The following is a 23,588-nucleotide window of genomic DNA, read 5'->3' as shown; positions in this document are numbered from 1 at the left end:
GAAAATGAGTGTACGTAACTACAAGATCGGTACGCGCCTCGGCATCGGGTTCGGCATTATCCTGCTGATCCTGGTGGCGCTGGTGCTGACCGCCAACGGACTGAATCACCGCAACAAGTCGCAGCTCAACGAGGGGCTGGAACTGACCAGCGCCAAGACCCGCGCGGCCACGGCGATGAAGAGCGCGATGCTGGAATCGGGCATCGCCATGCGCAACATCGGCCTGCAGTCGGACGTCGAGCTGATGCAGAAGGAAGAAGCCAAGGTGAAGGCGCAGCAGGCGCGCTACGCCGAAGCGCTCGGCAGGCTGGAAAAGCTGGGCCTGGACACTGCCGAAAAGCAGGCGCTGGCCGAGCTGGCGGCGCTGGACAAGGACGTGGATGCCGCGTTCAGGGAAGCGATGGCGCAGGTGATGGCCTTCAATGCCGAGGGCGCGACCAAGATCATCTCGGGCCGCATCGACCCGCTGAACACGCGCTCGCTGGCGGACCTGAATCGCCTGCTGGACATGCAGCATGCGGCGCAGAAGGCCTTCCAGCAAAGCTCGGTGGAAGCGGACAGCCGCGTGCTGATGCTGACCCTGCTGCTGGGCGCGCTGGGCGTGGCCGCCGGTATCGTCTGCGCGATCTTCACCACGCGTTCGATCACGGTGCCGCTGGCCGGCGCCGTGGAAGTGGCGAAGCGTGTCGCCGCGGGCGAACTGACGTCGCGTGTCGTCGTCGAGGGCAAGGATGAAACCAGCGAACTGCTGCAGGCGCTGAAGGACATGAACGACAGCCTCGTGAAAACGGTGGGCCAGGTGCGCAGCGGCACCGAGACCATCGCCCTGGCGTCGCAGGAAATCGCCTCGGGCAACGCCGACCTGTCGTCCCGCACCGAAACGCAGGCCAGCTCGCTGGGCGAGACGGCCAGCGCGATGGGCACGCTGACGTCCACGGTGAAGCAGAACGCGGACAACGCGCGCCAGGCGAACCAGCTGGCCGTGTCGGCATCCTCGGTAGCGGAGAAGGGTGGCCAGGTCGTCTCGCAGGTGGTCGACACGATGGGCTCGATCAAGGCCAGTTCCTCGAAGATCGTCGACATCATCGGCGTCATCGACGGCATTGCCTTCCAGACCAATATCCTGGCGCTGAACGCGGCCGTCGAGGCGGCCCGTGCCGGCGAGCAGGGCCGCGGCTTCGCCGTGGTCGCTTCCGAAGTGCGCAACCTGGCGCAGCGTTCGGCCAGCGCGGCCAAGGAAATCAAGGCGCTGATCGACGATTCCGTGACGAAGGTCGACGCCGGCGGCAAGCTGGTCGACGAAGCGGGCCAGACGATGGAACTGATCGTCACGTCGATCCGCCAGGTCACCGATATCATGGGCGAGATCACCGCGGCCACGCAGGAACAGAGCAGCGGCATCGAGGAAGTGAACATCTCGATCGCGCAGATGGACGACATGACGCAGCAGAACGCCGCGCTCGTGGAACAGGCCGCGGCGGCCGCCGAAAGCATGCAGGACCAGGCGCAGCGCCTGGCCGAGGCAGTGGCGATCTTCAAGCTGGGCAACGATGCCGTGGCCCTGCCGGCGCCAGTCGCGAAGCCCGCCTTCCAGCCTCCTTCCAGGCCCGCCGCGAAGCCGCTCGCCAAGCCCGCCGTACGTGCGGTAACGGTGGCCAAGGCGCCGGCGAAGAAGGCAGCCCCGGCGCCGGCCGGCGACGACTGGGAAGAGTTCTGATTCCCCGGGAGCGATGATGTCCAGAGATACCGTCAAGGAATTTGACTTCAATGGCCGCGACTTCGAGCGCGTGCGTGGGCTGATCTACAAGCGGGCCGGCATTTCGCTGGCCGACAGCAAGCAGGAGATGGTCTATTCGCGCCTGGCCCGGCGCCTGCGGGCGACCGGCATCGTGTCGTTCGCCAAGTACCTGGACGACCTGGAGGCGGGACGCATGCCCGACGAGTGGGAATCGTTCACCAATGCGCTGACGACGAACCTGACGTCGTTCTTCCGCGAGGCGCACCATTTCCCGCTGCTGGCCGAGCACGTGAAGAAGCACAAGGGTGAACCGCTCAACATCTGGTGTTCCGCCAGTTCCACCGGCGAGGAACCGTATTCGATCGCGATCACCGTGTGCGAGGCACTGAACACGCTGACCCCGCCGGTGCACATCATCGCCACCGACATCGATACCAATGTGCTGGCAACGGCCGCCAACGGCATCTATCCGCTCGAACGGATCGAGAAGCTGACGGCGGAGCAGCAGCGCCGCTTCTTCCTGAAAGGGAAGGGCGACAAGGCCGGCATGGTGCGCGCGCGCCCGGAACTGCGCCAGCTGATCACGTATCGTCCGTTGAACCTGCTGGAAGAGCGGTGGGACATCCGCGGTCCGTTCGACGTGATCTTCTGCCGCAACGTGATGATCTACTTCGACAAGGCCACGCAGCGCAAGATCCTGTCGCGCTTCGTGCCGCTGATGAAGCCCGATGCATTGCTGTTCGCCGGACACTCCGAGAACTTCCTGTATGTGTCGGAATCGCTGAAACTGCGCGGCAAGACGGTGTACGAGCTGGATACCTCCGCGCGGGCAGCCGTGCAGCAGCGGGCCTGAACGCCCGCACCAAGAAAGCCTCATGATGGACAACGAACATATCGCCACCAACGTCTACTACGACCGCACGTTCGACTGCCAGGCGGCGAAGATCCTGCCGGGCGAGTACTACTTCACGCAGAAGGACATGCTGATCGTGACCGTGCTGGGCTCGTGCGTGTCGGCCTGCATCCGCGACCGCGTGACGGGCCTGGGCGGCATGAACCACTTCATGCTGCCGGATGGCGGCGCCGACCAGAACAGCCCCGTGTCGGCCTCGGCCCGCTACGGCACATATGCGATGGAAATCCTGATCAACAGCCTGCTGAAATCGGGCGCGCGGCGCGACAACCTGGAAGCGAAGGTCTTCGGCGGCGGCGCGGTGCTGAAGGGTTTCACGGCGATGAATGTCGGCGAACGCAATGCGGCATTCGTGCAGACTTTCCTGCGCAACGAACGGATCCGCGTGGTGGCCGAGGATCTGAACGACGTGTATCCGCGCAAGGTGTATTTCTTCCCCCGTACCGGCAAGGTGCTGGTGAAGAAGCTGATGCAGTCGCATAACGACACGCTGGCGAAACGCGAGATTGAATACGCCAGCCGCCTGAAGGTGCAGCCGGTGGCCGGCGAAATCGAGCTGTTCTGACCTGAAGCGTACTTTTAACGAGGTTTGAATGAAGACCAAGGTGTTGGTCGTCGACGATTCCGCACTGATCCGGAGCGTCATGACCGAAATTATCAACAGCCAGCCGGACATGGAGGTGGTCGGCACGGCCCCCGATCCATTGGTGGCGCGCGAGCTGATCAAGCAAACCAATCCGCACGTGCTGACGCTGGACGTGGAGATGCCGAAGATGGATGGCCTCGACTTCCTGGAAAAGCTGATGCGGCTGCGGCCGATGCCGGTGGTCATGGTGTCGTCGCTGACCGAGCGCGGTTCCGAGATCACGATGCGCGCGCTCGAACTGGGCGCCGTGGATTTCGTCCAGAAACCGAAGATGTCGATCCAGACCGGCATGCGCGACTATGCCGACCTGATCGCCGACAAGATCCGCGCCGCGGCCAGGGCGCGCATCCGTGCCCGCACGCTGCCCCAAGCGGGCGCCGAAGGGCAGGCACCCCTGCCACAATTACGCAATCCGCTGATGTCGTCCGAAAAACTGATCATCATCGGTGCGTCGACCGGTGGAACGGAAGCGATCCGGGAATTCCTGCTGCAGATGCCGTCGGACTGCCCGGGAATCCTGATCACGCAGCACATGCCGGAAGGTTTCACGCGATCGTTCGCGAAGCGCCTGGATTCGCTGTGCAGGATTTCCGTGCAGGAGGCGCAAGGCAACGAGCGCGTGCTGCCGGGCCATGCCTACATCGCGCCCGGCCACTCGCACCTGATGCTGGCGCGGTCCGGCGCGAACTACATGACGAAGCTCGACCAGGGCGAGCCCGTCAACCGCCACCGCCCGTCGGTGGACGTGCTGTTCCGCTCGGCGGCGCTACATGCGGGCAAGAATGCGGTGGGCGTGATCCTGACCGGCATGGGCAAGGATGGCGCGGCGGGGATGCTGGAGATGAAAACGGCCGGGGCGTATAATTTTGCCCAGGATGAGGCCAGTTGCGTGGTATTCGGCATGCCGCGCGAGGCGATCGCCGTGGGCGCCGCCCACGAGGTGGGCGCCTTGCAGGCGCTGCCGGGCATGGTGCTGGGACACCTGGCGCAACACGGCATGCGGGCCTTGCGCGTGTAAAGAACAGGGCTCATCGGCCCTGTCGGTGGATACTGGTGGCGTGCGACTGACGTGCGATTGTTTGTGCAATTGTTTGTGCGATGTTTGTGCAATGTTTGTGCAATTGTTGGTGCGATTGGCGTCAAAGACACGGATTGAATTCGGGATGTGGCTTTTAAGGTGCATTTCGGGTTGCTTCATTCCCTTGGGGCAACTTAAATGCTATCCTTTAAGATGCTGGTGGCGCGATCCAAACGACACTCACTATTTATAACCGCGTAGAGAAACAACGGAGCAATTCATGGCTGATCCAAAGATGAAATTTCTGGTAGTAGACGACTTCTCGACGATGCGCCGCATCGTCCGGAATCTGTTGAAGGAACTGGGTTATGCCAATGTGGACGAAGCCGAGGATGGCGTGATGGCGCTGGCCAAGCTGCGCTCGGAACAGTTCGACTTCGTCGTGTCCGACTGGAACATGCCGAACATGGATGGCCTGACGATGCTGCAAAACATCCGTGCCGATCCCGCGCTGGCGAAATTGCCGGTGCTGATGGTGACCGCCGAGGCGAAGAAGGAAAACATCATCGCGGCAGCCCAGGCCGGTGCCAACGGCTACGTCGTCAAGCCTTTCACGGCGGCCACGCTGGATGAGAAGCTGAACAAGATTTTCGAAAAAATCGGAGTCTGATCGATGGTCGAGCAAGCCGCCAACGCCGTCGCGGACGGCGCGGACCCGCATGAAGAGTTCCTGGCACGCATCGGTCACATGACCCGTGCGCTGCACGAGAACCTGCGCGGACTCGGGCTGGACAAGTTGATCGAGAAGGCGGCCGAGGATATCCCGGATGCCCGCGACCGCCTCGACTACGTGGCGCGCCTTTCCGAAACCGCGGCCCAGAAGGTGCTCAATGCCACCGACGAAGCCGGTCCTTTGCAAGACCGCATCTGCAGCGATGCAAAGGAATTGTCCGGTGCATGGCAGGCGCTGCTCGACGGCCAGGGTGACGGCGGGGCCGACTGGCGCGCGCTGGCACAGCGCACGATCGCCACGCTGGCCGCCACCACCGATGCCACGGGCGCCACGAAGGGCCACCTGATGGACATCATGATGGCGCAGGACTTCCAGGATCTCACGGGCCAGGTGATCAAGCGTGTCACGGGCATTGCGCAAAACCTCGAACAGCAGCTCGTGCAGACGCTGATCGACTTCGCGCCCGAGGAACTGAAGAAGGAACTCGACAGCGGCCTGCTGAACGGGCCGCAAATCGACAAGACGAAAGACGGCGTGGTGGCCGACCAGAGCCAGGTCGACGACCTGCTCGACAGCCTGGGCTTCTGATCCGGCAGGCCCCGCTGCCCGCCGTTTCTTCAGCAGGCCGCTGATTCAGCAGCCCGCTGCTCCGACAGCCCGCTGCTTCACCACCTGCTGCTTCACGACCTGCTGCTTCACGACTTGTTTTCCAGCACGGATCTTTCAGCCAATCTTCGTCGGCCTTTCTCCCCATGCACCAAACGCATTTCCTCGTTCGCGAGCCGTTGCTGGACCCGCAGCAGCGCGTCGTGGGCTACGAGCTCTCCTGGCAGCACGATCCTGCCGCCACGCCCGCGCTGGCCGAGCTGGAAGACCTGGTCGGCTTCGTGGCGGTCCATGTCAACGATGCCGAACGCGGCTGGCTGCTGCGCGACAAGACGCTGTTCCTGCAGGCCGTGCCGGGCATGCTGTCGACGGATGCGCTGCATGACCTGCCGCCGCAGCACACGGTGCTGTCGATCCGCACGGCCGAACTGGCCAATCCCGACACGCTGGCCGCCGTGCGCGCACTGCGCGCCGGCGACGTGGGCATCCTGTTGCGCAATTGCGACCTGGCGCGTGCCGGCAACCGGCTGCCGATGATCGCGTCGTACGTCGAAGTCCGCTTCACCGGCGGCGACGTGGCGTCGCAGGCACGCGCCTATGCGGCGCTGAAGCAATCTCAGGTACGGATGGTGGGCCGGCCCGTGGCGACATGGGAGGATTTCGACGCGTGCGCCGCGCTGGGCATCGATGCGTTCGTCGGCAAGCTGCACCTGACACCGCGGCCGGGGCCGGAAGCAAAGGGATTGAACCCGGCGCAGACCACGATCCTGCAGTTGATGCAGATGGTGCAGGCCAATGCCGAAGTGCAGAAGATCGAGAGCGTGCTCAAGCGCGATGCCGCGCTGTCCTACAAGCTGCTCCGCTATATCAATTCCGCCGGCTTCGGCGCCGGTCGCGAGATCCAGTCGCTGAAGCAGGCCATCACGCTGCTGGGCTACCAGCCGCTGTACCGCTGGCTCACGCTGCTGCTGGCGACGGCGAGCACGAGCGGTTACTCGCCGGTACTGCTGGAAACGGCCGTGGTACGCGGAAGGCTGGCCGAACTGCTCGGCCTGGCCGCGCTGGGCCGGGCCGATGCGGAAAACGTCTTTGTCGCCGGCATGTTCTCGCTGCTCGACCGGCTGCTGGGTATTCCAATGAAAGAAGTGCTGGACACGATCCCCCTGTCGGCGGAAATCGTGGCGGCGCTGCTGGAGCGCAGCGGCCGTTTCGGGCCCTACCTGGCGCTGGCCGAAGCGTGCGAACTGAATTCGCACCTCGTGGCATCGCTGGCGGCTTCGCTGCAACTGACGCCGGAGGAGGTCAACAAGGCGCACCTGTCAGCGCTGGCGTGGGCGCAGAATGTGACCGGCTGACGAGCCGAGCACCCCTCGAAAGCCGGCGATACGAAAACCGGTGACAGACACCGGTTTTTTCGCAACATTCCCTGAAAAATGGTGCCTGTCACCGGTTTTTTACCGGCTTTTGAAACCTGCCGAAACGCCCTGCGCCGGTTCAGATTTCCAGGTTGTCGATCAGCCGCGTTGTGCCCAGCTTCGCGGCGGCAAGCACCACCAGCGGTTCGCCCTGCGCCAGGTCGCCGGCATTGGGCGGCTGCAGGTCGATGCGCTTGCGGATGCTGATGTAGTCGGGCTTCCAGCCGCGCGCGGCCAGCTCGTCCATGGCCTTGTGCTCGAGCTGGAACACATCCAGGTGGCCGGCACGCACTTCGGCGGCGACGGCATTGAGGGCGTTGTACAGTGCCGGCGCTTCGGCGCGCTCGGCGGCGGACAGGTACATGTTCCGCGATGACAATGCCAGCCTGTCTTCCGCGCGGAAGGTTTCCGCGCCGATGATCTGCGTGGGCAACGCGAACTGGCGCGCCATGTTGCGGACGATCATCAACTGCTGGTAATCCTTCTTGCCGAACACGGCCACCTTCGGCTGCACGCACGAGAACAGCTTCGTCACGACCGTGCATACGCCATTGAAGAAGCCCGGGCGGAATTCGCCCTCCAGGATGTTGCCCAGGTCGTCCGGCGGCTGTACGCGGTATTCCTGGGGTTCCGGGTACAGGTCTTTTTCGGTCGGGGCGAACAGCACGTACACACCTTCCTTTTCCAGCTTTTCCACGTCCGCCTGGAAGGTGCGGGGATACTTGTCGAAGTCCTCGTTCGGACCGAATTGCAGGCGATTGACGAAGATCGATGCCACGACGGGGTCGCCATGCTTGCGCGCCAGGCGCATCAGTGACAGGTGACCTTCGTGCAGGTTGCCCATCGTGGGCACGAACGCGGTGCGCAACTGGCCCGAAAGCTGGTCGCGCAGTTCTTCGATCGAGGAAATGATTTTCATAATATTGTTCTGGGTTCAAACGAAAATTCGGGCCACGCCATCGGCGCATCCGCCGATCTCATGCCGGAGAATACGCGAGACGCACGTAGATGGGCGCAAACGGCTCGGCCTGGGTAATTTCGATCAGGGTTTCTTTCGCCAGTTCCAGCATTGCGACGAAATTGACGACAATGACCGGCACGCCGCCGCCCACGTCGAACAGGTCGGCAAATTCGACGAAGCGCTGGGATTGCAGCCGGCGCAGGATATTCGTCATGTGCTCGCGCACCGACAGCTCCTCGCGCGTGATCCGGTGATGCTGCTTCAGCGTCGCCCGCTTGAGCAGGCCGCGCCAGGCCGCCTGCAGGTCGCTCGCGCTGACATCGGGCCACACGGGCACGAGGCTTTGCTCGATGAAGACCTGCGTGCGGACGAAATCCCGGTCCACCTGTGGCAGCGCATTCAGGTCGTAGGCGGCCAGCTTGATCTGCTCGTACTCGAGCAGCCGGCGTACCAGTTCGGCGCGGGGATCCTCGGCTTCGGCCTCGATGTCGTGCGGACGCTGCGGCAGCAGCATGCGCGACTTGATCTCGATGAGCATGGCCGCCATCAGCAGATACTCGGCGGCCAGTTCCAGGTTCGAGAGCCGGATCTGCTCCACGTACTTCAGATACTGCAGCGTGACCTGGGCCATCGGAATGTCCAGGATGTTGAAGTTCTGGCGGCGGATCAGGTAAAGCAGCAGGTCCAGCGGGCCTTCGAACGCTTCGAGGAAAATCTCCAGCGCGTCTGGCGGAATGTACAGGTCGTTCGGCAGCTTCAGCAGGGGCTCGCCGTACAGGCGCGCGAACGCGGCACCGTCGGCAGGTGCCGCGGCGCTGCTTCCAACCGGTTGCGCCCCGATCGGGACATCCGGCGCCGCGGCGGCCACGCCGTCTACTGCGTCGCTCCCCGCATCCTGTGGCAGCATGCGTGCCGTCCCGAAGGATCAGAGCTTGTTCTGGTAAACGTAAGCCTGCTGTGCGATGCGGGAAGCGCGCTGGCGGGATTGCTCGTCCAGCGACGTTGGTTCCTTGTCCCACAGCAGGGAGCGGCCCTGCTGCTGGTCCGCCTCGATGGCCGGATTCTTCTCCTTGAGCGTCTTGATGAACTGGGTGTGATCGGACTCGTAACCGCGGTGTTGTTTGAACAGGAGTTTCATATCGTGAAAGGTAGTGAAAACCAGCGGGTATTCTACCGCGCTGCGGCATGCTCAAGGGAATTTCCGGAATTTGGGGTGATTCTGCCCCCCATTTTCTGGCGCATCTGCAACGGCTTGCCGGATCGGTTATTCTTTCCTGCAATGAATTCGCGCCTGACACTCCATACGGCCTTCCTGCTGACCCTTGCGCCGCTGCTGTGGGCGGGCAATGCCATCGTTGGCCGCCTCGTGCACGACCTCGTGCCGCCCATGACGCTGAATTTCCTGCGCTGGCTGATCGCGCTGCTGATCCTGCTGCCCCTGGCCGGCCCGGTATTCGGACGCGACAGCGGTTTATGGCGGCACTGGCGCCGCTACGCCATATTGGGGCTGCTTGGCGTGGGCATGTACAACGCGCTGCAGTATCTTGCGCTGCAGAGCAGCACGCCGATCAACGTCACACTGGTGGCGGCCGGCATGCCTGTATGGATGATGGCCACCGGATGGCTGTTCTTCGGCGCGGCCGTTTCCCGTCGGCAGATCATCGGCGCCGTGCTTTCGATCGGCGGCGTATTGGTGGTATTGGCGCGCGGCGAATGGCATCATTTATTGGAGTTACGGCTCGTTGCCGGGGATTTATTCATGATCCTCGCCACGATTGCCTGGTCCCTGTATAGCTGGCTGCTGATCCGGACAACCGAGCCGGCACCGCTGCGCGCCAACTGGGCATCGTTCCTGGTTGCCCAGGTCGGGTTTGGCGTGGCATGGTCCGGTTTGTTTGCCGCCGGAGAATGGGCATTCCTCGCGCCGGCAATCCATTGGAATATCACGCTGGTCGCGGCGCTGGCCTATGTTGCGATCGGCCCCGCGATTATCGCCTTTCGCTGCTGGGGCGCCGGCGTGCAACAAGCCGGCCCGGCTATTGCGGCATTCTTCAGCAACCTGACGCCACTGTATGCCGCGCTGATGTCCTCGGCATTTCTCGGCGAGGCGCCGAATATTTACCACGGCATTGCTTTCGTGCTGATCGTCGGCGGTATTGTCGTGTCATCGCGCCGCTCGGCCTGATTATCGGTGCGGTGCGCCGGCCGGGTTATGAACCTGATATCGTGGCACTGGTTCATTTCCCGTGGAGGCATCATGGTTAAAATGCTTGCCGCCATCGTGGCGGCGCAATTTCTTCTCACCGCTTGCGACCAGTCCGCCCCGCCAAAACCGCCGAAACCCATCGCAGAGCAATCCCGCGACAGCCGGCCTTGATGCCGGCTTTTTTATGCTCCAAAACTATTTCCGCAAAACAGGGGTCAGACCCCTGTTTTGAGGAAATGTTGTCAGGAGTGCGCCAAAACACGGCTCCTGCGCTTGGCTCATGCCAATATATTGTCTGATTATGCTGAACTTTGGCTTGCTAACGCCGTCCGTTACCCCCGAGCTGTGACGGAAGCACAACATTCAGCGCAGTGTGCGGCGCATGACGAGCGGGGCGGGTTCGAGTGGATTGGCGTGCGAGTATTCAAGCTCTTCCGCGAGCTCGAATTCGAAAGCCGAATAAAAATCCACGAGTTTCGACTGGTCGCTGCGCACGGCGAGGCGCAGTTCGCCGATGCCGCTCTCAATGCCATGGTGAATCACGGCTTCCAGCAGATGCTGGGACAGGTTATTGCCGCGGTAGGCCGGCAATATGCCCATCCGGAGTATTTCCCAGCAATCCGCTTCGGTGTCGTGCGGCAGCCAGCGTACCGAGCCGATGGGGTCGTTTGCATTCAACAAAATAAAACCGCCGCCCTGGCGCAGGTGTTCTGCGACGAGGACGGCGGTTTCACGGTGGCCACTCGATGTAACACTGACTTTACCGGCCCACGCATTGCGCGTGAGGCCGGCAATTATCGGTGCATCGTCATCGGCAGCAGTCCGGACGACAAATTTCATCGGTAACAAAAATCCTTTTAACGGATCCGCATGCCCGGCTCGGCGCCTGGCCACGGGTTCAGGATATAAATGCCTGGATTGGCTTTTTCATCCGCGGCGGACGCGGCCAATACCATGCCTTCGGAAACGCCGAATTTCCCCATCTTGCGCGGCGCCAGATTCGCCACCAATACCGTCAATTTGCCGACGAGATCGGCCGGGTGGTACATCGACTTGATGCCGGAGAAAACATTGCGGTGACGGCCTTCGCCCACGTCCAATGTCAGGCGCAGCAGTTTCTCGGAACCTTCGACATGCTCGCAATTGACGATTTTTGCGATACGCAGATCGATTTTCACGAAATCGTCGATCTTGATTTCAGGCGCCAGTTCCTCGATGCCGGTGGCGGCGGCCGACACGTCGGCAGGCGCCGCGGTGGCCGAAGGCGTGGCGATGGCAGCGGCAGGAGCGGCGGCGGCCGGCTTCGGCGTATCGAACAGCTCGTCGATCATCTTGGCGTCGACGCGGGTCATCAGGTGGTTGTAGGCACCGATGGTGCGGCCCAGCATGGCCGACGATGCCGCTTCCACGCCCGTGTCGGCCCAGGTCAGGCGCGCGTCGTTCAGGAATTCCTGCACCTTTGCGGCCACACCCGGCAATACCGGCGACAGCAGGATCGTCAGCTGGCGGAACAGGATCAGCGCCGTCGTGCACACTTCATGCAGTTCGGCCAGCTTCGTTTCATCCTTGGCCAGCACCCAGGGCTTGTTTTCATCGACGTACTGGTTCGTCACGTCGGCGATTTCCATGATTTCGCGCAGCGCCTTGCCGAACTCGCGGTTTTCATAGCTCAGCGCGATCGAATCGGCGCGGACATGGCCTTCGGCATTCGTCAGCGCACGCCCGATCCAGCCCAGTGAAGTGTCGGACAACTGCGCCGACAACTGGCCATTGAACTTCTTGGCAATGAAGCCGGCACAGCGGCTGGCGATATTGACATATTTGCCGATCAGGTCGGAATTGACGCGTGCCACGAAATCCTCGCCCGTGAAATCCAGGTCTTCTACCTTGGAGTTCAGCTTGAAGGCGATGTAATAACGCAGCCATTCCGGATTCATGCCCAGGTTCAGGTAGCGCAGCGGCGAAATGCCGGTGCCGCGCGACTTGGACATCTTTTCATTGTTGACCGTGAGGTGGCCGTGCACGTTCACCTTCAGGTTGTCGATCACCGGATGGTCCGCGAACTTCAGCATCGCCGGCCAGAACAGCAGGTGGAACGACACGATATCCTTGCCGATGAAATGGATCTGCTCGGTGGCAGGATCGCGCAGGAACGTGTCGTAATCGATACCGTTCTTGCTGAAGTAATTCTTCAGCGATGCCAGGTAGCCGACCGGCGCATCCAGCCACACATAGAAGAACTTGCCCGGCGCATCGGGAATCGGGATGCCGAAATAGGGTGCGTCCCGGGAAATATCCCAGTCGGCCAGCTTTTCACCGGCTTCGCCCAGCCATTCCGATACCTTGTTGACCATTTCCGGCTGCAGGCGGCCCGGCGTATTCAGCCAGTCGCGCAGGAATTCAAAGCAGCGCGGGTCGGACAGCTTGAAGAAATATTGTTCGGAAGGCTTCAATACCGGCGTGGCGTTCGTGAACACCGAATACGGGTTCACCAGATCGGTGGGCTGGTAGGCGGCGCCGCAGACTTCGCAATTGTCGCCATACTGGTCCTTGGCGCCGCATTTCGGGCATTCGCCCTTGATGTTGCGGTCGGCCAGGAACATGCCCTTGACCGGATCGAAGAAGCGATCGACGGTTTTCGTCTGGATCAGGCCACTGTCCCGCAGCTTGCGGTAGATGCCCTGCGACAGCTCGACGTTTTCCGGCGAATCCGTCGAATACCAGTTATCGAAGGCGATATGGAAACCGTCCAGGTACTGGGCGCGGCCGGCGGCGATCTTCGCGACGAATTCCTGCGGCGTGATGCCTTCCTTCTCGGCGGCGATCATGATCGGCGTGCCGTGCGTATCGTCGGCGCCGACGAAGTGCACTTCGCGTGCGTGATCGCCGTCGCGCTGCATTCGCTGGAAACGAACCCAGATGTCGGCCTGGATGTATTCCATCATGTGGCCGATATGGAAGGCGGCGTTTGCGTAGGGCAGGGCGGTGGTGACGAACAGCTTGCGAGTCATGGTCAGCGCTAGGTTGGTTGTATAAAAGGACCATTTTACCAGCCCATTCGGCGGCGTGCGGTTGCCGCGAAGGCTCCTGGCCTCATGCCCGCGGCCGATTTGCGCTAGACTTCCGCTTCAATCACGGAGATTTACATGAGCATCACAGTCGAAGACGTCAAGGCAGCCTTGTCCAGGGTGGTCGATCCGAATACCACGAAGGATTTCATCGCCACCAAATCGGTCCGCAACCTGAAGGTCGACAATGGCACCATTTCGCTGGACATTGAGCTGGGGTATCCGGCGAAGAGCCAGATCGAACCGATCCGCGCCAGCGTGCTGGCGGCATTGCAGGGCCTCGGCCTGCCGGTGAACCTGAACGTCTACAGCAAGATCATTGCCCACACGGTGCAGCGCGGCCTGAAGCCGCTGCCCAATGTGAAGAACATCATCGCCGTCGCTTCCGGCAAGGGCGGCGTGGGCAAATCGACCACGGCCGTCAACCTGGCGCTGGCGCTGGCCGCCGAGGGCGCCACGGTCGGCGTGCTGGACGCGGACATCTACGGCCCGTCGCAGCCCATGATGCTGGGCGTGTCCGGCCGCCCCATCACGAAGGATGGCAAGTCGATGGAGCCGATGGAAAACCACGGCGTGCAGGTCTCGTCGATCGGTTTCCTGATCGACCCGGACGAGCCGATGGTGTGGCGCGGCCCGATGGTCACGCAGGCGCTGCAGCAGTTGCTGGACCAGACCAACTGGCGCGACCTCGACTACCTCGTCATCGACATGCCGCCGGGCACGGGCGATATCCAGCTGACGCTGTCGCAAAAAGTGCCTGTGACGGGCGCGGTGATCGTGACCACGCCGCAGGACATCGCGCTGCTGGACGCGCGCAAGGGCCTGAAGATGTTCGAGAAGGTCGGCATCCCGATCCTCGGCGTGGTGGAGAACATGAGCACGCACATCTGCTCGAACTGCGGCCACGTCGAGGAAATCTTCGGCGCCGGCGGCGGCGAGAAGATGACGCAGGACTTCAAGGTCGACTTCCTGGGCAAGCTGCCGCTGAAGATGTCGATCCGCGAGCAGACCGATTCGGGCAAGCCCACGGTGGTGGCCGAGCCGGACGGCCCGGTGGCGCAGATCTACAAGGAGATCGCCCGCAAGGTCGCCATCCGCGTGGCCGAAAAGGCCAAGGACATGACCAGCAAGTTCCCGACCATCGTCGTCAAGAACGACTGATACCCGGGGAGTGACACGGGCCTTCGCGCCCGCTCGCCCGGTCCGGCACCTTGCCGGACCGGGCGAGCTTCTACTTTGCCTTTTCAAACACCGTATCGAGCCCCGGCGCGATCAGGCGCCCGCGCTCGTTCGCCGGCGCGAAGCGCAACTCGGCTTCCATCGACGTGACGAACCAGCTGCCGTCCGGTGCCGCGTGCAGCGGTTCCACGGCCCCTTCGCGCAACGCGACGGTGAGCCCTTCGCCACTGCGGGCAATGGTGAAGTCGCCCATCCCGTCGATTACGTACTTGCCGGGCAGCGCCGCCAGCGCGGCGGCCGGCGCGTCGATCGCGGTGCGCACCCTGGCGCGCTGCGTCGGCCACCCGTAGGCATCGGCGACGGCGCGCACCACGTCGCCGGCAAGTTCGCCGCCGCGGTCGCCGTTGGTCATCACCGCCACGCCATCGCCCCGTTCCGTGTAGGCGACCAGCACGTTCTGGTAACCCGCGTTGGCGCCCCCGTGGCTGAACGACTGGGCCTGGCCGGTGCCCTCGATGCGCCAGCCGAGGCCGAAGTTCTCCAGCACCGGCGCCAGCATCAGCTGCGTCATCGATTGCGACAGCACCTTGTTCGACTGGCCCGCCGCCGACAGCTTGACCTCGATCGCCAGCTTCGCCAGGTCCGACGGCGTGGACCACAGGCCCGCGGCCGCCAGTTCCGGATACGTGTGCGGCCCGCCGGCGATCGGCTTGCCGGCCGCGTCGTGGGGCAGGGCGGCGCGCGCCAGCAGCGCCGGCGGCAGCGGCTGGGCAAACGTGCTGTCGTTCATCGCCAGCGGCGCCAGCACGGACTCGTGCAGCAGCCGGGCGAAATCGCCATTCGTGCCGCCATTCGTGCCGCCATTCGTACCGCCTTTCGTGCCGCCTTTCGTGCGTTCTTCGAGCACGTACTGGATGACTTCGTAGCCGCCGCCCGAATAGCGCCATTTCGTGCCGGGCTTCGTCGACACGTGCACGCCGCGCGAATTGGACGGTGCTGCCCCGTTCAGCAATTGCACCAGCGTGGGCACCTTTGCCCCCGCCGCGTAGCCGGGAAAGCCGTGCACGGTGGTGCCGGCCGTGTGCGACAGCAGCTGGCGCAGCGTGACCGGTGAATCGTCGATGTTGTTCGGCAGCTTCCACCACTGGGTGTAGCCGTTGATGTTCGCGTCCAGTGCCAGCGTGCCGTGCTGCACCAGCTTCAGCGCGGCCAGCGCGGTGACCGGCTTGCTGATCGACCCGGCCTGGAACAGCGTGGCCGGCGTGACGGCTGGCCCGCCCGGCGTGACCACGCCGTATCCCTTGGCCCATTCGATCGCGCCGGCATGGATCACCGCGATGCTGGCGCCCGGCACGCCGAGGCGGGCCATCTCGTCGGCCAGCCGGCGCTTCACGGGCGGTGCGCCGGCGATCGCCACGGCCGGTTGCAAGCCCGTTTCGACGGCGGCGATGCGGGCGGCGAGGGCGGCGCTGTCGGCGGCCAGCGCGGGCAGTGCACAGGACAGGAGGGGAAAGAGCAGCAAACGCGATGGGTGGTTCAAGGGCGGGCTCCGCAAGTCTGGGGACGTCCGAGTATAAGTCAAGGCGAGTTAAAATAGCCCCTTTATACCTATCGCCCCACACTGAAATGACCTCTGCTCCAGCCAACACGCCAGCCACCCCGGTCCGTACCCGTTTTGCCCCGAGCCCGACCGGCTTCCTCCACCTGGGCGGCGCCCGCACGGCGCTGTACTCGTGGGCCTATGCGCGCCACTTCGGCGGCACCTTCGTGCTGCGCATCGAGGATACCGACCTGGAACGCTCCACGCCGGAAGCCGTGCAGGCGATCATCGACGGCATGCAGTGGCTGGGCCTGGACCATGACGAAGGCCCGTTCTACCAGATGCAGCGCATGGACCGCTACCGCGAGGTGATCGGGCAGATGCTGGAAGCAGGCACCGCCTATCACTGCTACTGCACGCCGGAGGAAGTGGAGGCGATGCGCGAGCGCTTCCGCGCCGCCGGCGAAAAGCCCCGCTACGACGGCACCTGGCGCCCCGAGGAGGGCAAGGCCCTGCCGGCCGTTCCGGAAGGCCGCAAGCCCGTGGTGCGTTTCAAGAATCCGCTGGACGGCGACGTCACGTGGAACGACGTGGTGAAAGGCCCGATCACGATCTCCAACAAGGAGCTGGACGATCTCGTCATCGCCCGCACCGACGGCACGCCCACCTATAACTTCTGCGTGGCCGTGGACGACTGGGACATGCGCATCACCCACGTGCTGCGCGGCGACGACCACGTCAACAACACGCCACGCCAGATCAACATCCTGCGCGCGATCGGCGCCCAGCTGCCCGAGTATGGCCACCTGCCGATGATCCTCGGTTCCGATGGCCAGAAGCTGTCGAAGCGCCACGGCGCCGTCAGCGTGATGGAATACCCGGCGCAAGGCTTCCTGCCGGAAGCGATGCTGAACTACCTGGCGCGCCTGGGCTGGAGCCACGGCGACGATGAAGTGTTCTCGATGGCGCAGTTCTGCGAATGGTTCAACCTGGAGCACCTGACGGCATCGCCGGCGCAGTTCAACAATGAAAAGCTGGCGTGGCTGAACAACCACTGGATCAAGCAGGCCGACAATGCGCGCCTGGCCGCGCTGGCGCAACCGCGCATGGTGGAGGCGGGCGCCGTGTTCGATGGCGCGCAGGGTCCGGTACCCGAGCTGGCCACCGTGCTGGCGCTGTTCAAGGAGCGCGCCAATACCGTCAACGAACTGGCCGATGCGGCCATGCTGTTCTATCGCGACCCGCAGCCCGATGCCGCCCTGATGACGCAGCATTTCACCGATGCCGTGAAGCCGGCGCTGGCCCTGTTCGCCGAGCGCATCGCCACGGTCGAGTGGACCAAGGAAGCGATCGCCGCGATGATCAAGGAAGTGCTGGCCGCCAACGGCCTGAAGATGCCGCAGCTGGCCATGCCGCTGCGCCTGATCGTGACGGGCCAGTTGCAGACCCCTGCAATCGATGCCGTGCTGCAGTTGTTCGGCCGCGACGTGGTGCTGGCCCGCGTGGGTAAATACCTCTGAAAATCTTTCATTCGGGTATTTGCGTTTTCTCAAACCGCTGCTATACTTCTGTCTCTTCGCAAACGGGGGTATAGCTCAGCTGGGAGAGCGCTTGCATGGCATGCAAGAGGTCAGCGGTTCGATCCCGCTTACCTCCACCAGTTTGGCGAAGTGGTTGTCGTGGTAAAGGCAGTACGGTAGTCCAGGGTCCCCATCGTCTAGAGGCCTAGGACATCACCCTTTCACGGTGAGTACCGGGGTTCGAATCCCCGTGGGGACGCCAAGGTTTGGCAGTTGAAGTGGTAGTCGAAGTTTGTTGTAACTGTCGCGGCACGTTGTAATGCCAGTCGCGGCGGTGGTAACAAAGGTCGCGAAAGCGGCTTTTATTTTGTCTGTGCCAGCGGGGGTATAGCTCAGCTGGGAGAGCGCTTGCATGGCATGCAAGAGGTCAGCGGTTCGATCCCGCTTACCTCCACCAACGGCGCAGACGAACGACGGCAGTTGTAGTAGTGGCAGTCCAGGGTCCCCATCGTCTAGAGGCCTAGGACATCACCCTTTCACGGTGAGTACCGGGGTTCGAATCCCCGTGGGGACGCCAGCGGAAGTTGCTGGCAGCAGTAGTAGTGGCAGTAGATTGTCTGAACCAGAGGGGGTATAGCTCAGCTGGGAGAGCGCTTGCATGGCATGCAAGAGGTCAGCGGTTCGATCCCGCTTACCTCCACCACGGAGCAGACAAGGCAGTAGCAGCAGTATCGGAAGTCCACGGTCCCCATCGTCTAGAGGCCTAGGACATCACCCTTTCACGGTGAGTACCGGGGTTCGAATCCCCGTGGGGACGCCAAGCAGCACCGATGATGAAGCCGCCTCGAGCGGCTTTTTTGTTGTCCGCAAATTCTTCGGCAGTTCCGTCGAAGTTCCCCTTTCAATAAAAAATTCTCTCCTTGCTCCCGCGCGGTTCCGGCCTACACTCAAAGTATTCCTCGTTGTGAATGCATTGGGGAGGCGCACATGGAACGTCACAAAAGTGGGATCAATCTCGGCTCGCATCTCAGGTCGCATCTTGGCTCGCATCTGGGGTCGCATTTAACCTCTTCCCTGGGTTCATATTTTCATCGCTTGCGCGTGCAGTCGCATCGCTGGACAGCGCGCGAGCCCGACTGGGTGATCGGCGCCCTTGCCGGCTTTGGTGCCGGCGGCATCGTGATGCTGATCGAACTGGCCTTCGCCGCCGCCATCGGTACCGATCCGTGGCGCACGCCGCGGCTGGTCGCCGCTATGGTGCTGGGCTCGCAGGTGCTGCAGGTGGGCGGTTACAGCCTCGAAGTGATCGTTGCCGCGCTTGCCGTCCACTACCTGCTCGGCACGTTCTTCGGCCTCGTGCTTGCCGCGCTCATGGCACCGTTCCGGCTCGATTCCAGTGTCGTCATGGCCGTGGTGTCCGGCGCCGTGTTCGGCCTGCTGCTGTACCTGTTCAATTTCTATGTGATCACGAGCGTGTTGCCGTGGTTCGCCGAAATGCGGGGATGGGTCACCGTGCTGGGGCACGTCGAGTTCGGCGTCATGGCCGGGCTGATCTACCGCATGCTGGAACGACGTCGCTGAGGCCGCCATGGCCATCGTGGTGGCATTGGTGCTGATCGCGGCCGGGGCGGTGGTGTTCCATTTTGCCAGCCCGTGGCAGCTCACGCCGATCGCATCGAACTGGCATGCGATGGACGATGCACTGTGGCTTACCTTCGCCATCACGGGTGTGGCTTTCGTCGTGCTGCACCTGTTCGTTGCCTACACCGTGGTGCGCTACCGCCACCGCGCCGGGCACCGGGCGTCGGCCGAACATGGCAATCGCAAGCTCGAGTGGTGGCTGATCGGTATCACCACCGCAGCCATCATCGGCCTGCTGGCGCCCGGGCTCACGGTGTATGCGCGGCTGATCGATCCGCCGCCCGATGCGCAGGTGTTCGAAGTGATGGGCCGGCAATGGCAATGGCACTACCGTTTGCCGGGCCGGGACGGCAAGCTGGGCGTTGCCGACACGCGCTTCATCACGGGCGCGAATCCGTTCGGCATCGACCCGCGGGATGCCCGCGGCCAGGATGACGTGCTGGTGCAGGGCCAGGAGCTGCACCTGCCGTTGAACCGCCCGGTGCTGGCGCAGTTGCGCGCGCAAGACGTGCTGCACGATTTCTACGTGCCGCAGTTCCGCGCCCGCATGAACATGGTGCCGGGCATGACCACGCACTTCTGGTTCACGCCCGAGCGTACCGGGCGCTACGAGGTGCTGTGCGCGCAACTGTGCGGCGTGGGGCATTCGAACATGCGCAGCTGGGTCGTCATCGACGAGCCCGTTGCGTATGCAGACTGGCTGGCGAAGCAGCCCACCTTTGGCGGCGGCGCCGGGCCCGGGGGAGCGGGAGCGCCGGGCGGGCCGGCCGAGCCCGGCAAGGTGGGCCGGCTGCTGGCGCAGCAGAAGGGCTGCATCGCCTGCCACAGCGTGGACGGCAGCCGTGGCGTGGGGCCGTCGTGGAAGGGGCTGTACGGTAGTACCGAGGCGCTGGAGGGCGGCGACACCGTGAAGGTGGACGATGCCTACCTGAAGCAGGCGATCAATGCGCCGCAGGCCAGCGTCGTGCGCGGCTATCCGCCCGTGATGCCGCCGGCCGGGCTCAGCGAAGCGGAACTGGCGGCCGTCGTGGAATACATCAAGTCCGTGCATTGACCGCATCGACCTGTCGAAGTGAGCGGTGCAGTACGCAGTGCAGTGCGCAGTACAGTGAACAGTGCAATAAACAATGCGCCGGTGACCGTGGAGGGCACATGTCCGACGATATCAGGGATCGACCCGGAGAATCGCGCGAAGAAGGCGAAGGGCCTGCCGGCGAGGGGGCTGACACGGTACACGCGGCACACGGCCCGACGGGTTTCTGGACACGCTATGTCTGGAGCCAGGATCACAAGGTGATCGCCATCCAGTACACGCTCACGGCGCTGGTGGTGGGCGTGATCGGCATCGTGCTGTCCGACCTGATGCGCCTGCAGCTGGGCTTCCCGGGGAAATTCGAATTCATCGACCCGGCCAGCTATTACCAGTACATCACCATGCACGGCATGATCATGGTGATCTATTTGCTGACGGCCATCTTCCTGGGCGGCTTCGGCAACTACCTGATCCCGCTGATGGTGGGGGCGCGCGACATGGTGTTCCCGTACCTGAACATGCTCAGCTTCTGGTTCTACCTGGCAGCCGTGCTGATCCTCGTCGCCAGCTTCTTCGTGCCGGGCGGCCCCACGGGCGCCGGCTGGACGCTGTATCCGCCGCAGGCCATCCTGCCGGGCACGCCGGGCGTGGAGGGCGGCATCGTCGTCATGCTCGTGTCGCTGCTCGTGTTCATCGCCGCCGCCACCATGGGCGGGCTGAACTATGTAACGACGATCCTGCAGGCGCGCACGCGCGGCATGACACTGATGCGCATGCCGCTCACCGTGTGGGGCATCTTCATCGCCACGATCCTCGCGCTGCTGGCGTTCCCCGCACTGTTCGTGTCCGGCGTGATGATGCTGCTCGACCGGGTGCTGGGCACGAGCTTCTTCATGCCGGCGATCGTGTCGATGGGGCAGCCGCTGGAGTACAGCGGCGGCAGTCCCCTGCTGTTCCAGCACCTGTTCTGGTTCTTCGGCCACCCCGAGGTGTATATCGTGGCACTGCCCGCGTTCGGCATCATCTCCGACCTGATCAGCGTGCATGCGCGCAAATGCATCTTCGGCTACCGGATGATGGTGTGGGCGATCGTCATCATCGGCGCGCTGTCGTTCGTCGTATGGGCGCACCACATGTACGTGTCCGGCATGCACCCGTGGTTCGGCTTCTTCTTCGCGGTCAGCACGCTCGTGATCGCGGTGCCCACGGCGCTGAAGGTGTACAACTGGACCCTGACGCTGTGGCGCGGCGACATCCACCTGACCGTGCCGATGCTGTTTGCGCTGGGTTTCATCAGCACATTCCTGATCGGCGGGCTGACCGGCCTGTTTCTCGGCAATGTCAGTGTCGACATCCCGTTGTCGAACACGTATTTCGTCGTGGCCCACTTCCACATGGTGATGGGCGTGTCGCCCGTGCTGGCCGTGTTCGGCGGCATCTACCACTGGTACCCGAAGGTAACGGGGCGCATGTACCACGAAACGCTGGCGCAGCTGCATTTCTGGATCACGTTCCTGGGCGCTTATGCGATCTTCTTCCCGATGCACTACCTGGGCCTGCTCGGCATGCCGCGCCGCTACTATGCCTACGACAACTACAACTTCATCCCCCCGTCGGCGCAATCGCTGAACGCGTTCATCACGGTGGCGGCGCTCGTCGTCGGCCTTGCGCAACTGCTGTTCCTCGCCAACCTCGCGTGGAGCTCGCGGCGGGGCAAGCCCGCGGGCGGCAATCCGTGGCGGGCGGGCAGCCTGGAATGGCAAACACCGCAAACGCCGCCCGTGCATGGCAACTGGGGAGCCCGTTTGCCCGTGGTGTATCGCGGGCCGTATGGCTATGGCCGCGGCGGGGCGGACGGGGCCGGTCTGGCGCAGGATTATCTGCCGCAAGACGTGGGGCCGGAAGATACCGATGATGACGAAGGGCGCGCCGGCAAACCGATGGCCGGTCCATCCGGCCAGATCGAAGGGGGACAGACATGATGATGCGCATGCTGTGGTATTGCGAACCGCGATGCCCGTTCCAGCCGGATGGCTACTGGCCCGGTTCCGGCCCCGCGCCGTATGGAACCCGCGAGGTGGGATTGTGGGCGTTCATCGGTGTCGTTTCCTCCCTGTTCGCGCTGTTCGGTGCGGCGTACCTGATGCGTATCGGCTATGAGGACTGGCGCCTGCTGCCGCCGGTGCCGTGGCAACTGTGGATGTCGACGGCATTGCTGGGCGCCGGGGACGTGGCATTGCTGCTTGCAGTGCGGCTGGCGGCGCGGCGCCGCCTGCGGCTTGCCCGGCGGCTCGGTGCATTGGGGTGGGCGATGTCCGCCGCGTTCGTCGTGAGCCAGTTGTGGGCCTGGGAGGCGATGGCGGCGCAACGGGTCGTCGTCACGGCCGGGCCGGCCGCCAGCTTCTTCTACATGCTGACGGGGCTGCATGCGTTGCACGTGATGGGCGGCATGGCGGCAGCCGCGTGGGTGCTGGCGCGCGCGCAGCAGGGCGACGATGTCCGGCTCGGCCAGGGCATGGCGCTGTGCGCACGCTACTGGCATGCGTTGCTGGTGCTGTGGTGCGCGGTGTTCGGCCTGTTGTTCGGCATGACGCCGGAACTGGTGCGCGACGTCTGTGCCGCGGTCGGCATCACGATGCGCTAAGGAGGAGTGATGTCCGCACAGCCACAAGGCTCCGCCGCGAAACCCGTGCCGCCGGGCCGCGGCTGGCCCGCGCGTGCCGCTGCGCTTTCATCCGAACTCGCCGCCGACCTGTCCGGCGACCGGCAGATGTTCCATGTCCCCTGGGGCAAAGCGATGATGTGGATCTTCCTGCTCAGCGACACCTTTATCTTCGGTACTTTCCTCACTGGCTACATGTCGGTGCGGATGGCCACCACCACATCGTGGCCGAACCCGAGCGAGGTCTTCGCGCTGACGATCGGCGGCGCGCACCTGCCGCTGATCCTGATCGCGATCATGACGTTCGTGCTGATCTCGAGCAGCGGCACGATGGCGATGGCCGTCAATTACGCTTACCGGGGCGACCGGAAGCGCTGCGCGGCATTGATGGCGGTAACCGCCGGGTTCGGCGCACTGTTCGTCGGCATGCAGGCGTTCGAGTGGAGCAAGCTGATCGCGGAAGGCGTGCGGCCCTGGAGCAACCCGATGGGCTCGGCACAGTTCGGCGCCTGTTTCTTCATGATCACCGGCTTCCACGGGCTGCACGTGACGGCCGGCGTCATCTACCTGTCCATCGTGGCGCGGCGCGTCGCCCGCGGAGCCTATGAGCGCAAGGGGTATGGCATCGTCGAGATCGCCGGCCTGTACTGGCACTTCGTCGACCTGGTCTGGGTCTTCATCTTTGCCTTGTTCTACCTGTGGTGAGGAG

21 protein-coding genes and 6 tRNA genes are annotated in these 23,588 nt (G+C 63.6%); 21 read left to right on the top strand and 6 right to left on the bottom strand.

Features of this window, described 5'->3' with window-relative positions:
- Nucleotides 1-4: 4 nt before the first annotated feature.
- From ACY65G_RS01880 to ACY65G_RS01850, 7 genes are all read left to right on the top strand, one after another.
- A complete protein-coding gene (locus ACY65G_RS01880) occupies nucleotides 5-1,717 on the top strand; it encodes a methyl-accepting chemotaxis protein (RefSeq protein ID WP_464995667.1) in 1,713 nt (570 codons plus the stop codon).
- Between the two features lie 13 nt (nucleotides 1,718-1,730).
- Nucleotides 1,731-2,591, top strand: a complete 861-nt coding sequence (locus tag ACY65G_RS01875) for a CheR family methyltransferase (RefSeq protein ID WP_464995666.1) — start codon at nucleotides 1,731-1,733, stop codon at nucleotides 2,589-2,591.
- Between the two features lie 25 nt (nucleotides 2,592-2,616).
- Nucleotides 2,617-3,216: a chemoreceptor glutamine deamidase CheD gene (cheD, locus tag ACY65G_RS01870; RefSeq protein ID WP_464995894.1), complete on the top strand. Its 600-nt coding sequence runs from the start codon at nucleotides 2,617-2,619 to the stop codon at nucleotides 3,214-3,216.
- 28 nt (nucleotides 3,217-3,244) lie between these two features.
- Entirely contained in the window at nucleotides 3,245-4,315 is a 1,071-nt protein-coding gene (locus ACY65G_RS01865; protein WP_464995665.1) for a protein-glutamate methylesterase/protein-glutamine glutaminase, read from the top strand.
- A 280-nt stretch (nucleotides 4,316-4,595) separates the two neighbouring features.
- Nucleotides 4,596-4,985, top strand: coding sequence for a chemotaxis response regulator CheY (cheY, locus tag ACY65G_RS01860; protein WP_130188415.1), 390 nt, complete (start codon nucleotides 4,596-4,598; stop codon nucleotides 4,983-4,985).
- A 3-nt stretch (nucleotides 4,986-4,988) separates the two neighbouring features.
- The gene (gene cheZ, locus ACY65G_RS01855; protein WP_464995664.1) at nucleotides 4,989-5,636 is read left to right on the top strand and encodes a protein phosphatase CheZ; all 648 of its coding nucleotides are present in this window, start codon (nucleotides 4,989-4,991) and stop codon (nucleotides 5,634-5,636) included.
- Between the two features lie 164 nt (nucleotides 5,637-5,800).
- Nucleotides 5,801-7,009 (top strand): EAL and HDOD domain-containing protein, encoded by a 1,209-nt coding sequence (locus ACY65G_RS01850; RefSeq protein ID WP_464995663.1) that lies wholly within the window; start codon nucleotides 5,801-5,803, stop codon nucleotides 7,007-7,009.
- Nucleotides 7,010-7,148: 139 nt separating this feature from the next.
- Here ACY65G_RS01850 and panC read toward each other — a convergent pair whose 3' ends face one another.
- Genes panC through ACY65G_RS01835 form a run of 3 tightly spaced genes read right to left on the bottom strand, consistent with a single transcriptional unit; the run spans nucleotide 7,149 to nucleotide 9,168 of the window.
- On the bottom strand, nucleotides 7,149-7,988 hold the full coding sequence (gene panC, locus ACY65G_RS01845) for a pantoate--beta-alanine ligase (RefSeq protein WP_464995662.1): 840 nt from the start codon (nucleotides 7,986-7,988) through the stop codon (nucleotides 7,149-7,151).
- Between the two features lie 58 nt (nucleotides 7,989-8,046).
- Nucleotides 8,047-8,937, bottom strand: a complete 891-nt coding sequence (locus ACY65G_RS01840) for a segregation and condensation protein A (protein WP_464995661.1) — start codon at nucleotides 8,935-8,937, stop codon at nucleotides 8,047-8,049.
- 18 nt (nucleotides 8,938-8,955) lie between these two features.
- The gene (locus tag ACY65G_RS01835; RefSeq protein WP_464995660.1) at nucleotides 8,956-9,168 is read right to left on the bottom strand and encodes a DUF3460 family protein; all 213 of its coding nucleotides are present in this window, start codon (nucleotides 9,166-9,168) and stop codon (nucleotides 8,956-8,958) included.
- 141 nt (nucleotides 9,169-9,309) lie between these two features.
- Between ACY65G_RS01835 and ACY65G_RS01830 the strand changes: the two genes are divergently transcribed.
- On the top strand, nucleotides 9,310-10,215 hold the full coding sequence (locus tag ACY65G_RS01830; protein WP_464995893.1) for a DMT family transporter: 906 nt from the start codon (nucleotides 9,310-9,312) through the stop codon (nucleotides 10,213-10,215).
- 384 nt (nucleotides 10,216-10,599) lie between these two features.
- Here ACY65G_RS01830 and ACY65G_RS01825 read toward each other — a convergent pair whose 3' ends face one another.
- Together ACY65G_RS01825 and metG are read right to left on the bottom strand one after the other, a co-directional pair.
- On the bottom strand, nucleotides 10,600-11,076 hold the full coding sequence (locus ACY65G_RS01825; RefSeq protein ID WP_464995659.1) for a GNAT family N-acetyltransferase: 477 nt from the start codon (nucleotides 11,074-11,076) through the stop codon (nucleotides 10,600-10,602).
- A 17-nt stretch (nucleotides 11,077-11,093) separates the two neighbouring features.
- Nucleotides 11,094-13,289, bottom strand: coding sequence for a methionine--tRNA ligase (metG, locus tag ACY65G_RS01820; protein ID WP_464995892.1), 2,196 nt, complete (start codon nucleotides 13,287-13,289; stop codon nucleotides 11,094-11,096).
- A 93-nt stretch (nucleotides 13,290-13,382) separates the two neighbouring features.
- Between metG and apbC the strand changes: the two genes are divergently transcribed.
- The gene (gene apbC, locus ACY65G_RS01815) at nucleotides 13,383-14,465 is read left to right on the top strand and encodes an iron-sulfur cluster carrier protein ApbC (RefSeq protein ID WP_464995658.1); all 1,083 of its coding nucleotides are present in this window, start codon (nucleotides 13,383-13,385) and stop codon (nucleotides 14,463-14,465) included.
- Between the two features lie 70 nt (nucleotides 14,466-14,535).
- On the opposite strand, the gene ACY65G_RS01810 is transcribed toward apbC, so the two are convergent.
- The gene (locus ACY65G_RS01810) at nucleotides 14,536-16,023 is read right to left on the bottom strand and encodes a serine hydrolase domain-containing protein (protein WP_464995657.1); all 1,488 of its coding nucleotides are present in this window, start codon (nucleotides 16,021-16,023) and stop codon (nucleotides 14,536-14,538) included.
- Between the two features lie 86 nt (nucleotides 16,024-16,109).
- Between ACY65G_RS01810 and gltX the strand changes: the two genes are divergently transcribed.
- The 12 genes from gltX (at nucleotide 16,110) to ACY65G_RS01750 (ending at nucleotide 23,584) form a co-directional block, all read left to right on the top strand.
- Nucleotides 16,110-17,543, top strand: coding sequence for a glutamate--tRNA ligase (gene gltX / locus ACY65G_RS01805; RefSeq protein WP_464995656.1), 1,434 nt, complete (start codon nucleotides 16,110-16,112; stop codon nucleotides 17,541-17,543).
- Between the two features lie 64 nt (nucleotides 17,544-17,607).
- Nucleotides 17,608-17,683: transfer RNA gene (locus ACY65G_RS01800), tRNA-Ala, on the top strand.
- Nucleotides 17,684-17,729: 46 nt separating this feature from the next.
- A tRNA-Glu gene (locus ACY65G_RS01795) sits at nucleotides 17,730-17,805 on the top strand.
- 119 nt (nucleotides 17,806-17,924) lie between these two features.
- Nucleotides 17,925-18,000: transfer RNA gene (locus ACY65G_RS01790), tRNA-Ala, on the top strand.
- Nucleotides 18,001-18,044: 44 nt separating this feature from the next.
- Nucleotides 18,045-18,120: transfer RNA gene (locus ACY65G_RS01785), tRNA-Glu, on the top strand.
- Nucleotides 18,121-18,170: 50 nt separating this feature from the next.
- A tRNA-Ala gene (locus ACY65G_RS01780) sits at nucleotides 18,171-18,246 on the top strand.
- A 41-nt stretch (nucleotides 18,247-18,287) separates the two neighbouring features.
- Nucleotides 18,288-18,363, top strand: a tRNA-Glu gene (locus tag ACY65G_RS01775).
- Between the two features lie 281 nt (nucleotides 18,364-18,644).
- A complete protein-coding gene (locus tag ACY65G_RS01770) occupies nucleotides 18,645-19,124 on the top strand; it encodes a hypothetical protein (RefSeq protein WP_464995655.1) in 480 nt (159 codons plus the stop codon).
- Between the two features lie 7 nt (nucleotides 19,125-19,131).
- Nucleotides 19,132-20,238 (top strand): c-type cytochrome, encoded by a 1,107-nt coding sequence (locus ACY65G_RS01765; protein ID WP_464995654.1) that lies wholly within the window; start codon nucleotides 19,132-19,134, stop codon nucleotides 20,236-20,238.
- 98 nt (nucleotides 20,239-20,336) lie between these two features.
- A complete protein-coding gene (gene ctaD, locus ACY65G_RS01760) occupies nucleotides 20,337-22,199 on the top strand; it encodes a cytochrome c oxidase subunit I (protein WP_464995653.1) in 1,863 nt (620 codons plus the stop codon).
- Nucleotides 22,196-22,861 (top strand): cytochrome c oxidase subunit 3 family protein, encoded by a 666-nt coding sequence (locus tag ACY65G_RS01755; protein WP_464995652.1) that lies wholly within the window; start codon nucleotides 22,196-22,198, stop codon nucleotides 22,859-22,861. The genes ctaD and ACY65G_RS01755 overlap by 4 nt, the downstream gene beginning before the upstream one ends.
- Nucleotides 22,862-22,870: 9 nt before the next feature.
- A complete protein-coding gene (locus ACY65G_RS01750) occupies nucleotides 22,871-23,584 on the top strand; it encodes a heme-copper oxidase subunit III family protein (protein WP_464995651.1) in 714 nt (237 codons plus the stop codon).
- Nucleotides 23,585-23,588: the final 4 nt, after the last annotated feature.

The organism is Pseudoduganella sp. jia 12, assembly GCF_055502675.1.
Note: the sequence above shows the minus strand (reverse complement) of the source record. Positions and strands in the feature narration are given on the sequence as shown.

Bases quoted from the DNA above. Each gene is read 5' to 3' on its own strand.
- ACY65G_RS01880 (WP_464995667.1), top strand. From the start codon at position 5: ATGAGTGTACGTAACTACAAGATCGGTACGCGCCTCGGCATCGGGTTC.
- ACY65G_RS01750 (WP_464995651.1), top strand. From the start codon at position 22,871: ATGTCCGCACAGCCACAAGGCTCCGCCGCGAAACCCGTGCCGCCGGGC.
- ACY65G_RS01830 (WP_464995893.1), top strand. From the start codon at position 9,310: ATGAATTCGCGCCTGACACTCCATACGGCCTTCCTGCTGACCCTTGCG.
- ctaD (WP_464995653.1), top strand. From the start codon at position 20,337: ATGTCCGACGATATCAGGGATCGACCCGGAGAATCGCGCGAAGAAGGC.
- ACY65G_RS01865 (WP_464995665.1), top strand. From the start codon at position 3,245: ATGAAGACCAAGGTGTTGGTCGTCGACGATTCCGCACTGATCCGGAGC.
- apbC (WP_464995658.1), top strand. From the start codon at position 13,383: ATGAGCATCACAGTCGAAGACGTCAAGGCAGCCTTGTCCAGGGTGGTC.
- ACY65G_RS01875 (WP_464995666.1), top strand. From the start codon at position 1,731: ATGATGTCCAGAGATACCGTCAAGGAATTTGACTTCAATGGCCGCGAC.
- ACY65G_RS01850 (WP_464995663.1), top strand. From the start codon at position 5,801: ATGCACCAAACGCATTTCCTCGTTCGCGAGCCGTTGCTGGACCCGCAG.
- cheZ (WP_464995664.1), top strand. From the start codon at position 4,989: ATGGTCGAGCAAGCCGCCAACGCCGTCGCGGACGGCGCGGACCCGCAT.
- ACY65G_RS01835 (WP_464995660.1), bottom strand. From the start codon at position 9,168: ATGAAACTCCTGTTCAAACAACACCGCGGTTACGAGTCCGATCACACC.
- gltX (WP_464995656.1), top strand. From the start codon at position 16,110: ATGACCTCTGCTCCAGCCAACACGCCAGCCACCCCGGTCCGTACCCGT.
- cheY (WP_130188415.1), top strand. From the start codon at position 4,596: ATGGCTGATCCAAAGATGAAATTTCTGGTAGTAGACGACTTCTCGACG.
- cheD (WP_464995894.1), top strand. From the start codon at position 2,617: ATGGACAACGAACATATCGCCACCAACGTCTACTACGACCGCACGTTC.
- ACY65G_RS01840 (WP_464995661.1), bottom strand. From the start codon at position 8,937: ATGCTGCCACAGGATGCGGGGAGCGACGCAGTAGACGGCGTGGCCGCC.
- panC (WP_464995662.1), bottom strand. From the start codon at position 7,988: ATGAAAATCATTTCCTCGATCGAAGAACTGCGCGACCAGCTTTCGGGC.
- ACY65G_RS01755 (WP_464995652.1), top strand. From the start codon at position 22,196: ATGATGATGCGCATGCTGTGGTATTGCGAACCGCGATGCCCGTTCCAG.
- ACY65G_RS01765 (WP_464995654.1), top strand. From the start codon at position 19,132: ATGGCCATCGTGGTGGCATTGGTGCTGATCGCGGCCGGGGCGGTGGTG.
- ACY65G_RS01825 (WP_464995659.1), bottom strand. From the start codon at position 11,076: ATGAAATTTGTCGTCCGGACTGCTGCCGATGACGATGCACCGATAATT.